This window comes from Methylorubrum extorquens (genome assembly GCF_024169925.1).
GTDB lineage: Bacteria > Pseudomonadota > Alphaproteobacteria > Rhizobiales > Beijerinckiaceae > Methylobacterium > Methylobacterium extorquens_A.
In genome coordinates this window covers 3816613-3829076 of sequence record NZ_JALJXF010000001.1, presented here as the reverse complement: position 1 = coordinate 3829076, position 12464 = coordinate 3816613, and the positions used below count along the sequence as shown (strand labels likewise).

Here is a 12464-nt window from a genome sequence, read left to right as displayed (position 1 = left end):
GCGGCATCCGATAGCCCGTATGGAGCAGCCCGCCTCGACTCAGCCGAAGAAGCCGTCTCCCCCCTTGAGCCGATTCAAGAAGATCCTCGACGTGACGGGCATCGCCGCGCAGCGCTTCGTCGCCCATGACGGCTGGGCGATCGCCAGCCACATCGCGCTGTCGATGCTGACCTCGCTGTTCCCGTTCCTGATCCTGCTCGCGGCACTCGCCGGCCTGATCGGCACCAAGTCGCTGGCCGACGAGGCCGGCACGCTGATCTTCGACGCGGTGCCGCGGGAGGTCGCCAAACCCATCGTCGGCGAGGTGCACCGCTTGCTCACCGAGCAGCGCGGCGGGGTGCTGACAATCGGGGCCGTGCTTGCGCTCTACTTCTCGTCGTCGGGCGTGGAATCCCTGCGGGTCGGGCTCAACCGCGCCTACGGCATCCGGGAGATGCGGCCGTGGTGGCTCACCCGGCTCGAATCGATCGGCTACGTCGTCTGCGGCGCCTTCTCGATGCTGGCCTTCGCGCTGCTCGTCGTGCTCGGGCCGCTGATCTGGCGCCAGCTCGTCTTCGTCGCGCCGGGCCTGGAGCCGCTGGCGCTCACCGTCGCCATCGGCCGCATCGGCGTCACCGCCTTCCTGATCGCGCTGGTGCTGGTGATCGCCCACAAGTTCGTCGCGGCCGGGCGGCGGCCGGTGCTGTCGGTGCTGCCGGGCATCGCCGTGACGCTGGGCCTGTGGTTCCTCGCCGGCCTCGGCTTCGGCTTCTACCTCGACCGCTTCTCGAACGCCTACGCCTCGACCTACGGGGGCCTCGCCACGGCGATGATCTTCCTTGTGTTCCTTTACTGGCTCGCGGCGATGTTCCTGTTCGGCGGCGAGGTGAACGGCACCGTCATCGCGGCGCGGCGCCAGCGGCTTCAGGCGCGGATGCGGGCGCGTCAGGCGGAGGCGTCGCGGGTGAGCGCGAATCCGCTGCCGTGATCGATCCCATGAGTTTGCGCTCGCGGGCCAGTTCCGCGAGCCGCTCGATCCGGATGCCGGACGGCGGCAGGTCGATCACGAAGCGCTCGGCCATCTCGCCCAGGACGAAATCGGGGCGGACGGCTTCGAGATAGTGCCAGTCGATCCCCGTCGACCACAGGAAATGCACCTCGCGGAACGTGTCGGCGAAGAGCGCGGTGAGCGTCGCGACCGGACTGTGGGCGGTGTGCTGCGCGTAGGAATCGCCGAAGATGACGAGGCGGCGCGGATCGGCCCCGGGATCGTCGTTGCGGAACACCGCGTGCGCGCCGAGATGGGCGTCGCCGCCGCGGCCTAACGCTTCCATCTCCAGCAGGAGATCGTTGGCGTGGATGCGCCGCGCCGCGCTCGCGATCGCGCTGCTCTCCGCAAGCTCTGACCTGTGGGGCGTGAATTTGAGGCCGAGATCGCCCGCGAAGGGGAGGGCGGTGCGTTCGCGCCGGGCCTCGATGTCGTCGCGCGGGGGCACGCCCATCCGCGCCAGGATCGTGCGGTAGGCCAGCGTGCAGCCTTGATGCGTCCAGTGGGTATCGGTGCGTAGATAGAGCGGCGGGCCGTCAACCGCCGCGCGGAAGGCGCCCGCGAGATCGACCCAGGCGCGGGCGCCCGGCGAGGCGGTGAGCCAGCGGGCGAGCCGGAGCGCCGGGGCGCGGGCCGGATCGAAGGCGAGACCTTCGGCCCGGTCGGGATAGACGGTGAGCTTTTCCGGGGCGAGAGCGTGGACGTAGGTCGCGCCGAGCCGGGCGCAGCGCCGCGCGCGGGTCTCGATGATCCGCCGCCAGCGCCACAGCGTCCCCCGCGCGACGCCCGGCCGGCCATACTGCGCCAGCACCCGGTTGTTGCCGCGGATCAGGAACAGCCAGCCGTCCCGGCCCTCGTACACATCGGCGGCCGGGTCGGGGGCGGAGATCATGCGCCGGTTCTAGCGGCTGGCCGGACTGCCGGCCAGAAAAACCCTCCCCCCGCGGAGGGGAGAGGGGGCTTCAGTTCGGATCTATCCGCCGAACAGCCGCTTGATGCCGGCGAGCAAGCCGCCGCTGCTGGCGGGCTCTTGCGCCGTCGTCGCGGATGGGGCCGGGGCGGCGGCCTGCGCCGAGGCCACGACCGTCTGGACGAGGCCGAGGGCGGCCGTGTCGGTGGTCTCACGGTCGATCAGGATCAGGCTGCCGGTATCGCGGTTCTCGACATAGGGATCGACGGCGATCTGACGGTCGAGGGTCAGGGTCACGTCGCCGATGTCGTTGACCGCGAGTTTCTCGGCAGGTCCCGCCTGTCCGGTCTCTGGGTCGATCCGGCGGTGCACCGCCTTCACCACGGCGTTGACGGTCTGCGTGCCGACCTTGGCCCACAGGCTGGCGCCGGGGACGAGATCGGATTCGGCGGCCCAGAACAGACGCACGTCGAGGCTGTCGGTCAGCGTCAGCGGCGCGTCCGAGGTCGCAATCACCGCGCCGCGGGAGGCATCGACTTCGTCGGCCAGCACGAGCGTCACCGACTGGCCCTCGCTCGCCCGCTCCAGATCACCGTCGGCGGTGAAGATGCGGGCGATCGTCGAGGTCTTGCCGGAGGGCGCGACAGTGACGGCGTCACCCGGCGCGACGGAGCCCGAGGCGATCAGCCCCGAGAAGCCGCGGAAATCCGAGTTCGGGCGGTTCACCCACTGCACCGGCATACGGAAGGCGGCGGCGCGCTCCTCCGACTTCACCGGCACCTCTTCGAGGTAGCGCAGCAGCGGAACGCCCGCGTACCACGTCGCGGCGGTGCCCGGCAGCACGACGTTGTCGCCGTTCTTGGCCGAGAGCGGGATCGCTCGCACCTCGGTGAAGTTCAGCGGCGCGGCGAATGCCTGGAAGCCGGAGACGATCGCGTCGAACTTGTCCTGCGACCAGCCGACGAGATCCATCTTGTTGATGGCGAGCGCCACCCGGTGAATGCCGAGCAGGGAGACGAGGAGCGCGTGGCGCCGGGTCTGGCGGGTCAGCCCGTGGCGGGCGTCCACCAGGATCACGGCGACGTCGGCGGTCGAGGCGCCGGTCGCCATGTTGCGGGTGTACTGCTCGTGGCCGGGGGTGTCGGCGACGATGAACGAGCGCCGGTCGGTCGAGAAGAAGCGGTAGGCGACATCGATGGTGATGCCCTGCTCGCGCTCGGCCTGAAGGCCGTCGACCAGCAGCGCGAGATCGACCTCGCCCCCTTGCGTGCCGTGCTTGCGCGAATCGCGCTGGAGCGCCGTCACCTGATCGTCGAAGATCTGCTTGGTGTCGTGCAGGAGCCGCCCGATCAGGGTGGACTTGCCGTCATCGACCGAGCCGCAGGTAATGAAGCGCAACACCTCCTTGCTCTGGTGCTGGCGCAGGAAGGTGTCGTAGCCGAACGTTTCCGGAGACTGATGGATGGTCATCAGAAGTAGCCCTCCTGCTTCTTGCGCTCCATGGCGCCGGCGCCATCCTTGTCGATGACCCGGCCCTGGCGTTCCGAGGTGCGGGCGGCCAACGTCTCGCCGATGATCTCCGGCAGGGTCGCGGCCGGGCTCTCGACAGCCCCGGTCAGCGGGTAGCAGCCGAGCGTGCGGAACCGGACCTGCCGCTGTTGCGGAGTCTCGCCCGGCTCGAGCGGAAAGCGGTCGTCATCGATCATGATGAGTTGGCCGTCGCGCTCCACCACCGGCCGCTCGGCGGCGAAGTAGAGCGGGACGATCGGAATGTTTTCCTGCTCGATGTAGAGCCAGATATCGAGCTCGGTCCAGTTCGAGAGCGGGAACACGCGGAAGCTCTCGCCACGCCGCTTCTTGAAATTGTAGAGGTGCCACGGCTCGGCGCGCTGGCGCTTCGGGTCCCAGCGGTGCTGGGCGTTGCGCAAGGACACGATGCGCTCCTTGGCGCGGCTTGCCTCCTCGTCCCGGCGGGCGCCGCCGAAGGCCACGTCGTACTTGTACTTGTCGAGCGCCTGCCGCAGGGCCTGCGTCTTCATCACGTCAGTGTGCACTTCCGAACCGTGGCTGACCGGGCCGATGCCCTTGGCGAGCCCGTCCTGATTGGTGTGCACGATGAGTTCGAGACCGAGTTCCTCGGCGCGCCGATCGCGGAAGGCGATCATCTCGCGGAACTTCCAAGTCGTGTCGATATGCAGCAGCGGGAACGGCAGGCGCCCAGGCGCGAAGGCCTTCAGCGCCAGATGCAACAGGACGGACGAGTCCTTGCCGATCGAGTAGAGCATTACCGGATTCTCGGCCTCGGCGACCGCTTCCCGGAAGATGTGGATGCTCTCGGCCTCCAGACGCTGCAGATGCGTCAGGCGGGTGCGCGCGGGCGCGGCAACGGCGGCGCTCATCAGACCAGTTCCCTTCTGTGTTCGCGTGAGGTCGCAGCGCTGGCCGGCTCTTCGAAGGCGGCAGCCTCCTGTCCGGGCGCTACGTCGCCTTCCGGCCCGTGCAGGTGCAGGCCGCACTCTTTCTTGGATTCCTGCTCCCACCACCAGCGGCCGGCGCGCTCGTCCTCGCCGATCTTGATGGCGCGGGTGCAGGGCGCGCAGCCGATCGAGGGGAAGCCGCGATCGTGCAGCGTGTTGTAGGGAATGAAGTTGTCGCGCACGAAGCGATCGACGTCCCCGCGCGACCAGTCGGCGAGCGGGTTGACCTTGATCAGCCCGCGGCCCTCGTCGGCCTCCGCCAGCGGCGTGTCCGCGCGGTTGGCGGATTGCCCGGCGCGCAGGCCGGTGAACCACGCCGCCGCGCCGTCCAGCGCCCGCCCGAGCGGCTCGACCTTGCGGAACCCGCAGCAGGCCTGCCGCGCGGCGACCGAGTGCCGGAAGCCGTTGATGCCCTCGCGTGCAACGAAATCCTCCTCCGCGATTCGCTCCGGCGCGTAGGCGCGGATGCGGATGCCGTAGGCGGCCTCCGTCTCGGTCCAGACGTCGTAGGTCTCGGGGTAGAGCCGGCCGGTATCGAGGGTGACGATCTCGGTGCGGCCCTTGTTCAAGGCGAGCGCGTGCGTGAGCGCCTGATCCTCGATGCCGAGGCTGGTGGTGAAGACGAGACGGCCCGGGATGCGGTCCTCGACGAGGCGGATGCGCCCCCGGAGGTCCAACCCCGCCATCTGGCTGGCGAGGTCCCCGGCCGCTCGGACGAGAGCAGCGGTCATGTGAGTAAAATCGGATTGCCTGCTTGTCGGAGTTCTGAAATGTTCGCTATAACGAACGCTGTCAAGGCGTCGGGACCCTTGTGGTGCTGTCGCGCACGCAATTCCCCGCTGCGCCGCGAGCGAGCCTGCAACGGTCACCGCGGCGGATCGTTGCCCAGTTAGAAAATAATCTTCTCAACGAGGCGCCCAGTCGGGCCTGTCGCTCAAGTGTCGGGCGACGCCTTCGAGAGACCATCCTCGCCACCCAATCCGGAGAGGCCGCCCTTGGACTCGATCGACCTCAAGATCCTCGCGCTGCTGCAGAAGGACGCCACGCTCTCCATCGCCGCCATCGGCGAGCAGGTCGGGCTGTCGCAGACCCCGTGCTGGAAGCGCATCCAGCGCCTCGAAGCCGACGGCGTGATCGACCGGCGCGTGGCCGTGCTCGACCCTGTGAAGCTCGGGCTCGGCCTCACCGTCTTCGTCTCCATCGAGACCGCCGACCATTCCAAGGACTGGCTGGAGCAATTCGCCGACCGCATCGCGGCGATGCCGGAGGTGCTCGAATTCTACCGCATGGCCGGCGACGTCGATTACATGCTCCGCGTCGTCGTGGCCGATATGGCGGCCTACGACACGTTCTATAAGAACCTGATCGCCACGCTTCCTCTTAAGAACGTGACCTCGCGCTTCGCCATGGAGAAGGTGAAGTCGACGACCGCCCTGCCGTTGCCGGCGCCGCCCCCGCGGGGACGCGCCGAGCCCCGGCTGGCGGTGGTCGGAGAATAAAATTCCTTATTGCGGCGCAGCAACGAACAATCTCTTCTCTCTGCGGGGCGTTCTTTAAAACGGACGTTTCGACGTTGACAGCGGCGCTCCGGCGGACGACATGGCACCCACAATGTCCAGGCAAGCACTTCTCCCCCGCACGGCTCCCTTCGGAGATCAGGAGCGGGCCCATCTCGACGCGGCGCTCGGCGCGGCGACGCCGATCCAGCGTGCGTGGCTGACGGGCTTCCTCGCCGGCCTCGATGCGGCCGCCGGCCAGCCCGCGACCGCAGCCGCCGCCCCGGCCGCGCCCCCGAAGGCGGCCGAGCCGCTGACGATCCTGTTCGCCTCCGAATCGGGCAATTCCGAAAAGCTCGCGAGCGACGTGAGCAAGCTGGCGCGCAAGCAGGGCTTCAAGCCGAAGATCGTGGATTTCGCCGATCTCGATCTGGCCACCCTGCCCAAGGCCGGCAAGCTCATCGCCATCGCCGCAACCTGGGGCGAGGGCGAGCCGCCGGCCCGCGCGGTGCGAGCCTATGGCGAGTTGATGGGCGACGCGGCCCCCCGCCTGGAAGGCGTGCAGTTCGGCGTGCTGGCGCTCGGCGACACGAGCTACGCGGAGTTCTGTGCGATCGGGAAGGCGCTCGACACGCGCTTCGAGGCGCTTGGCGCCAAGCGCGCCTACGACCGCGCGGACCTCGACCTCGACTTCGAGAAGCCGGCCGCCGAGTGGATCAAGGGGACGCTGAAGGCGCTCGCGCCGGCCGAGAGTGCGGCCGACAACGTTGTGGCGGTCGATTTCCGCGCCGGAGCCGAGGACGAGGATGGCGAGGTCAGCCGCGAGCCGGCGGTGGTCGAGGTGATCGACCATGTGAACCTCAACTCCTCGCGCTCCGATAAGGAGACGATCCACCTCGCCCTCGAATTCGAGGATGGGGCGCCGGCCTACGAGCCCGGCGATTCGCTGGAGATCTTCCCGGAGAACGACCCGCAGCTCGTGGACGAGATTTTGCGCGCCACAGGACTCTCCGGTGACGAGGCCTTGCGCAAGGCGCTGCTGGCCGAGCGTGACATCACCACGCTCTCGCCCACCACGGTCGAGCGCTTCGCCAAGGCCACGGGCCATGCCGATGCGCAGAAATTCGTCGAGAGTGGCGAAGTGAAGGCCTGGATCGAGGGGCGGCACCTGATCGACCTGATCGAGCGCTTCCCCGCTGAACTGACGGCCGAGCATCTCAACACCGTGACCCGGCCGCTGCCGCCGCGAGCCTATTCCATCGCCTCCTCGCGTCGGGAAGTCGGCGACGAGGTGCATCTCACCATCGCCGCCGTGCGCTACGAGACCCACGGCCGCGCCCGCTCCGGCGTCGCCTCGGTGCATGTGGCCGACCGCATCAAGAACGGCGCCAAGCTGCGGGTTCGGGTGAAGCCCAACAAGCATTTCCGCCTGCCCTCCGACCCGTCGACCGACATCATCATGGTCGGCCCCGGCACCGGCGTCGCCCCGTTCCGCGCCTTCGTGCAGGAGCGCCGCGCCACGGAAGCCCCCGGCCGCTCCTGGCTGTTTTTCGGCGACCGCCACTTCACCCACGACTTCCTGTACCAGCTCGAATGGCAGGACGCGCTGGAGGACGGCTCGCTGGCCAAGATCGACGTCGCCTTCTCCCGCGATCAGCCGGAGAAGATCTACGTGCAGGATCGGATCGACGCACATGCCGCCGAGGTGGTGGAATGGCTCGACGGCGGCGCCCATTTCTACGTCTGTGGTGACGCCAAGAACATGGCCAAGGACGTGCGCGCCGCCGTGGTGCGCGCCTTCGAGAGCGTGAAGGGCCTCAGCAGCGCCGATGCCGAGGCGCATGTGGCTTCGCTGGAGCGCGCCCGGCGCTACCAGCAGGACGTTTACTGAGACACGACGTTGACTGAGGAAGGACGGCGTTCCTTCCCGATCTGGACTTCATCCTGAGACGCTCGCGCCAGCGCGCTTCGCTGGAAGGCTCCAGGGATCGCCGCGAGAACGGGAGCCCTCCTTCGAGGTCTCCGCTTCGCTCCGTCACCTCAGGACGAGGTGGTGAGCGGGGATGAGCGGCCGAACTCGATCATTGCAGAGATCACCGCCATGGACGACCACAAGCCGATCGAAACCCCTGACGGCCCCGCCGTGGACACGCCCGGCATCGGCGCGCGCCGCTACGAGACGCCGCCGACCGAGCTTCCGATCACGGAGGCCGAGGCCGCACGCGCCGCCGGGCTCGCCCATAACGAGCACCTGAAGATCGCCAGCGGCTATCTCCGCGGCGGGCTCGCCGACGGGCTGCTCAAGCACGCCACCGGCGCGATCTCCGAGGATGACGGCCAGCTCGTCAAGTTCCACGGCATGTACATGCAGGACGACCGGGACATCCGGGCGGAGCGCACCAAGAAAAAGCTCGAAAAAGCCTTCAGCTTCATGATCCGCCTGCGCATCGCGGGCGGCGTCATCACGCCGAAGCAGTGGCTGATCCTCGACAACATCGCCACGACCTATGCCGGCAGCGCCCTGCGGGCGACCACCCGGCAGACGTTCCAGTATCACGGCGTCATCAAGTCGAACCTCAAGCGCACCATGGCGGCGATCGACTCGGCGCTGCTCGACACCATCGCCGCCTGCGGCGACGTCAACCGCAACGTCATGGCCGCGACCAACCCGGCCCAGGCCGGTGCCCACAAGGTCGCGCTCCAGCTCGCCAAGGACATCTCCGACACCCTGCTGCCGAAGACCGGCGCGTGGCGCGAGATCTGGCTAGACGGCGAGCGCGTGGTCGGCGGCGAGGACGCGGCGGAGGTCGAGCCGGTCTACGGCAAGACCTACCTGCCGCGGAAGTTCAAGACCGTGGTCGCGGTGCCGCCCTCCAACGAGGTCGACATCTTCGCCCATGACCTCGGCTTCATCGCCATCCTCGACAAGAAGAACCAGGTCACGGGCTGGAACGTCACCGTCGGCGGCGGCATGGGCATGACCCATGGCGAGACCGACACGTTTCCGCGCACCGCCGACGTGCTGGGCTTCGTGAAGCCCGAGGACGCCCTGAAGGCGGCGGAAGCCGTGATGACGGTCCAGCGTGACTGGGGCAACCGCAAGAACCGCAAGAACGCCCGCCTCAAGTACACGATCGAGCGCTTCGGCCTCGACGCGTTCCGCGAAGAGGTCGGAAAGCGCATCGGCAAGCCGCTCGGCGAGCCGAAGCCCTTCACCTTCGACGGCAACGGCGACCGCTACGGCTGGGTCGAGGGCGACGACGGGCGCCACCACCTCACGCTCTACGTGCCGTCGGGCCGGATCAAGGACATCGACGGCGGGCCGCAATTCCTCTCGGGCCTGCGCCGCATCGCCGAGGTGCACGAGGGCGATTTCCGCCTCACCGGCAACCAGAACGTCATCATCGCCAACGTGCCGGCCGGCAAGCGCGCGGAGATCGACGCGCTCGTCGACGAGTACGGCCTGACCCGGGGAGCGGGAGCCCTGCGCCGCAACTCCATGGCCTGCGTCGCCTTGCCGACCTGCGGTCTGGCGCTGGCCGAGAGCGAACGCTACCTGCCCGACCTCCTGTCGGAGCTGGAGGAAAGCCTCGCCCGGCACGGGTTGCAGGACGAGCCGATCACCATCCGCTCGACCGGCTGCCCCAATGGCTGCGCCCGACCCTTCATCTCGGAGATCGGCCTCGTCGGCCGCGGCCCCGAGCGCTACCACCTCTATCTCGGCGCCGCCTTCGACGGCTCCCGGCTGAGCAAGCTCTACCGCGAGGACGTCACCGCCTCCGAGATCAAGGGCACCCTGGATCCGCTGTTCGCCGCCTATGCCAAGGATCGGCAGCCCGGCGAGCACTTTGGGGATTTCGTGATCCGCGCCGGCTTCGTCGCGAAGACCAGCAACGGTCCGGACTTCCACGAGCGAACGGGGCCGCTGCGGGCCGCCTGACCGGCCACGCGCGCCTCTCGTCTCCGCAATGCCGGTTTTTGATAAGCCGGCAGCCACGGTTCGGGACGATGTTCGACGATCGGGGACGGTCCGGTGCTCCCGCGCCGTCCCCGAGGCGCAGCCTCACCACGAGACCCGGGCCGTCATCAGCGCCTGGAAGGGTTCGCCGACCGCCACCAGCACGTTGCTGGCCCCCGAGGACGGGTAATAGGTCTCGTCGAGGAAGTTCTTGAGATTGAGCTGGAGCGCGGCCGGGAAGCCGTTCACGTGGGTCCGGTAGCTCAGGAAGGCATCGCACACGACGTAGTCGGGCAGGGTGAAAGTGTTGGCCGCATCGCCCGGTCGCTCGCCGACGTAGCGCGAGCCCAGCCCCACTTCGAGGAAGCCGTCGCCGAGTTGCAGCGAGCCTACGGTCGTGGCCGGGGCGACGAGCCCGACCTGATGCGTGACGAACAGCGTTGCGGTCGTCCGCGGCGTGTTGAGCAACTGGTTTCCGGCCAGCAACGGATCCTCGGTGACGATGGCATCGGTGAACCCGTAGCTCCCGATCACCGACCAATCCGGCAGGATCTGCCCGGCCACGTCGAGTTCGAAGCCGCGCGAGCGCGCCTTTCCGGCGGTCGCCGCCGTGCGGATGCCGTTCACGACCTGCGTGACGAGCACGTTGGTCTTTTCGGTGTCGAACACTGCGCCGGTCACGAGCAGGCCGGCCCCCAGCTCCGCCTTGACGCCGACTTCCCAGGCGTCGCCCTCTTCGGGCAGCAGCGCTCCGGTGCGGTCGAGGTCGGTCACGTTGGGACGGAAGGACTGGGTGTAGCTGCCATAGACCGAGAGGTGAGGGGCGATCCGGTAGACGAGACCCGCCCGCGGCAGCGGCTTGATCCCGTCGATATCCGTCGAGACGATCGCCGGGACTCCCGCAAAGGCGAGCTGATCGTAGAACTGCGCGCTCGCCCCGGCCACGAAGATGAGCTGGTCGGTCAGATGGATCGAGTCCTGAAGGTAGAGGCTGGTGTTGATGAGCCGGTCGCGGTTGTTGCTCGCCGGCAGCGACAGGCGGTTCGAGGCGGCGATCCGGCCGTAGACCGGATCGAAGACATTGAAGTCGCCCTGGTTGGCGCCGCGATAGCTCTCCCGGCGATAATAATCGACGCGCTCGTGCATCGCCCCGACCAGCAGGTCGTGGTGCAGGCCCAGCGCCTCGAACCGGCCGACGAGGTCTACCCGGGCGACCTGGGAGTTGAAGTCGGCGCCGCGGGTCGCGTCGGCCCGGCGGGTGAGGAAGCCGGTGGCCGCGTTGTAGGAGACCGGACGGATCTGGTTGTCGTCGTAGGTGAGGTTGCTGGCGGTGAAGCCGACCTGCATCTTCCAGGCGTCGTTGAAACGGTGCTCGACATCGAGGCTGCCGAGATGGCTCATCGCCTCGACCCGGCTCAGGGCCTCGTCGAAGCGCCGCTCCCGCGGGACCCGCAGGGGACGGCCGGTGCGGGGATCGAAGGTCGTGCCCCGGTCGAACGGGATGTTGTAGTGGGCGAACTCGTAGCCGACCGTGACGGTGGTATCGTCGCCCCGCCATGTCAGCGAGGGCGCCGCGACCTGTCGCTGGATCGTGCCGAAGTTGCGCCAGTAATCGTAGTCCTGCACGTCGCCCACGATCCGGTAGGCGAGGTTGGTCCCCTCGATGGGGCCGGTCAGATCCGGCTGGATGATCGCGCCGCCGAAGCTCGTCGCCGTGACGTCGAGGCTGTTCTGCCGGGTGAAGAGCGGCCGCTTCGACACCAGGTTGATCAGGCCGCCGGGCTCCGAGATGCCGTAGAGCAGCGAGGCCGGCCCCTTGAGCACTTCGACCCGCTCGATGCTGTGGCTGAAGTTCTGCTGAAGGACCGTGCGGCGCCCGTCGCGCAGGATCGAGCTGTCGCGGGTAGTGCCGAAGCCGCGGCGGACCACACCCTCCTGCGTGCCGCCGAGGCTGTTGGTCTGGGCAATGCCGCTGACGTTGCGAAGGGCCTCGTCCAGGCTCAGCACCCGCTGGTCCCGCAGGACGGCCTGGGAGACGACGGCGATGTTGGCCGGCGTGTCGAGCAGCGGCGTCTCGGTGCCGGTCCCGAAGCTGCTGCGCCGCGGCTGGTAGCCGATCGCGGCGGTGCCGTCGCCGGTCACGGTGAGTTCGTCGAGTGTGACGCCGGCTCCCTGCTCCTGAGCCTGGGCGGTGCGGTCTGAGGCCAGGAAACTCGTGGTCGACAGCAGCAACAACAGCGTGGCTGCCGTGCAGCGATGCTGCACGATCACGCAGGAAATCCGCATCGGCCCGGTCTCTTCCTTGGTTGAGTCCGGACTGTCATTTGATGGTTTGACGTCTAAATCAAATAATATCTTTTATAACTTTTCCAAGTCGACGATTTAACGCTGTAGTTCATGAAGTATTTTTCAAAAATGTATTGAATTGCATGGATGTAAGAGCAGTCAAGTTCCGCATTTGCTGAATGTCACCGTTTCGTGGTGTAAATCGTCCCGAAGAGGCGCTGCGCCAGAGTCGGACAGGCGGTCGCCGAAACCCGGATCCGCCATTCCGAAGCAATCAAGCGGACAGGGTGTCGTCCACAGCCAGCAGGCG

Annotated in this window: 9 protein-coding genes; 4 read left to right on the top strand and 5 right to left on the bottom strand. The window is 68.0% G+C overall.

The window, feature by feature from the left end:
* Positions 1 to 19 precede the first annotated feature (19 nt).
* Positions 20 to 967, top strand: coding sequence for a YihY/virulence factor BrkB family protein (locus tag J2W78_RS17875; RefSeq protein ID WP_253372685.1), 948 nt, complete (start codon positions 20 to 22; stop codon positions 965 to 967).
* Here the strand turns inward: J2W78_RS17875 and J2W78_RS17870 are convergent.
* The 4 genes from J2W78_RS17870 to J2W78_RS17855 all read right to left on the bottom strand — a co-directional run bounded on the left by J2W78_RS17870 (position 879) and on the right by J2W78_RS17855 (position 5145).
* Positions 879 to 1919: an alginate O-acetyltransferase AlgX-related protein gene (locus J2W78_RS17870; RefSeq protein ID WP_253372683.1), complete on the bottom strand. Its 1041-nt coding sequence runs from the start codon at positions 1917 to 1919 to the stop codon at positions 879 to 881. The two genes, J2W78_RS17875 and J2W78_RS17870, sit on opposite strands and share 89 nt — an antisense overlap.
* Positions 1920 to 2000: 81 nt before the next feature.
* Positions 2001 to 3407, bottom strand: a complete 1407-nt coding sequence (cysN, locus tag J2W78_RS17865) for a sulfate adenylyltransferase subunit CysN (RefSeq protein ID WP_253372682.1) — start codon at positions 3405 to 3407, stop codon at positions 2001 to 2003.
* Positions 3407 to 4336: a sulfate adenylyltransferase subunit CysD gene (gene cysD / locus J2W78_RS17860; protein ID WP_253372680.1), complete on the bottom strand. Its 930-nt coding sequence runs from the start codon at positions 4334 to 4336 to the stop codon at positions 3407 to 3409. Before cysD ends, cysN begins: the two co-directional genes overlap by 1 nt.
* On the bottom strand, positions 4336 to 5145 hold the full coding sequence (locus tag J2W78_RS17855; protein ID WP_253372678.1) for a phosphoadenylyl-sulfate reductase: 810 nt from the start codon (positions 5143 to 5145) through the stop codon (positions 4336 to 4338). Before J2W78_RS17855 ends, cysD begins: the two co-directional genes overlap by 1 nt.
* A 264-nt stretch (positions 5146 to 5409) precedes the next feature.
* Between J2W78_RS17855 and J2W78_RS17850 the strand changes: the two genes are divergently transcribed.
* The 3 genes from J2W78_RS17850 (at position 5410) to J2W78_RS17840 (ending at position 9850) form a co-directional block, all read left to right on the top strand.
* A complete protein-coding gene (locus tag J2W78_RS17850) occupies positions 5410 to 5913 on the top strand; it encodes an Lrp/AsnC family transcriptional regulator (RefSeq protein ID WP_003603570.1) in 504 nt (167 codons plus the stop codon).
* A 112-nt stretch (positions 5914 to 6025) separates the two neighbouring features.
* On the top strand, positions 6026 to 7801 hold the full coding sequence (locus tag J2W78_RS17845; RefSeq protein WP_253372675.1) for a diflavin oxidoreductase: 1776 nt from the start codon (positions 6026 to 6028) through the stop codon (positions 7799 to 7801).
* Positions 7802 to 8011: 210 nt separating this feature from the next.
* Positions 8012 to 9850 (top strand): NADPH-dependent assimilatory sulfite reductase hemoprotein subunit, encoded by a 1839-nt coding sequence (locus tag J2W78_RS17840; protein ID WP_253374079.1) that lies wholly within the window; start codon positions 8012 to 8014, stop codon positions 9848 to 9850.
* A 123-nt stretch (positions 9851 to 9973) separates the two neighbouring features.
* On the opposite strand, the gene J2W78_RS17835 is transcribed toward J2W78_RS17840, so the two are convergent.
* Positions 9974 to 12154, bottom strand: coding sequence for a TonB-dependent siderophore receptor (locus J2W78_RS17835; protein ID WP_253372673.1), 2181 nt, complete (start codon positions 12152 to 12154; stop codon positions 9974 to 9976).
* Positions 12155 to 12464 lie beyond the last annotated feature (310 nt).

Bases quoted from the DNA above. Each gene is read 5' to 3' on its own strand.
- J2W78_RS17875 (WP_253372685.1), top strand. From the start codon at position 20: ATGGAGCAGCCCGCCTCGACTCAGCCGAAGAAGCCGTCTCCCCCCTTG.
- J2W78_RS17870 (WP_253372683.1), bottom strand. From the start codon at position 1,919: ATGATCTCCGCCCCCGACCCGGCCGCCGATGTGTACGAGGGCCGGGAC.
- cysN (WP_253372682.1), bottom strand. From the start codon at position 3,407: ATGACCATCCATCAGTCTCCGGAAACGTTCGGCTACGACACCTTCCTG.
- cysD (WP_253372680.1), bottom strand. From the start codon at position 4,336: ATGAGCGCCGCCGTTGCCGCGCCCGCGCGCACCCGCCTGACGCATCTG.
- J2W78_RS17855 (WP_253372678.1), bottom strand. From the start codon at position 5,145: ATGACCGCTGCTCTCGTCCGAGCGGCCGGGGACCTCGCCAGCCAGATG.
- J2W78_RS17845 (WP_253372675.1), top strand. From the start codon at position 6,026: ATGTCCAGGCAAGCACTTCTCCCCCGCACGGCTCCCTTCGGAGATCAG.
- J2W78_RS17840 (WP_253374079.1), top strand. From the start codon at position 8,012: ATGGACGACCACAAGCCGATCGAAACCCCTGACGGCCCCGCCGTGGAC.
- J2W78_RS17835 (WP_253372673.1), bottom strand. From the start codon at position 12,154: ATGCGGATTTCCTGCGTGATCGTGCAGCATCGCTGCACGGCAGCCACG.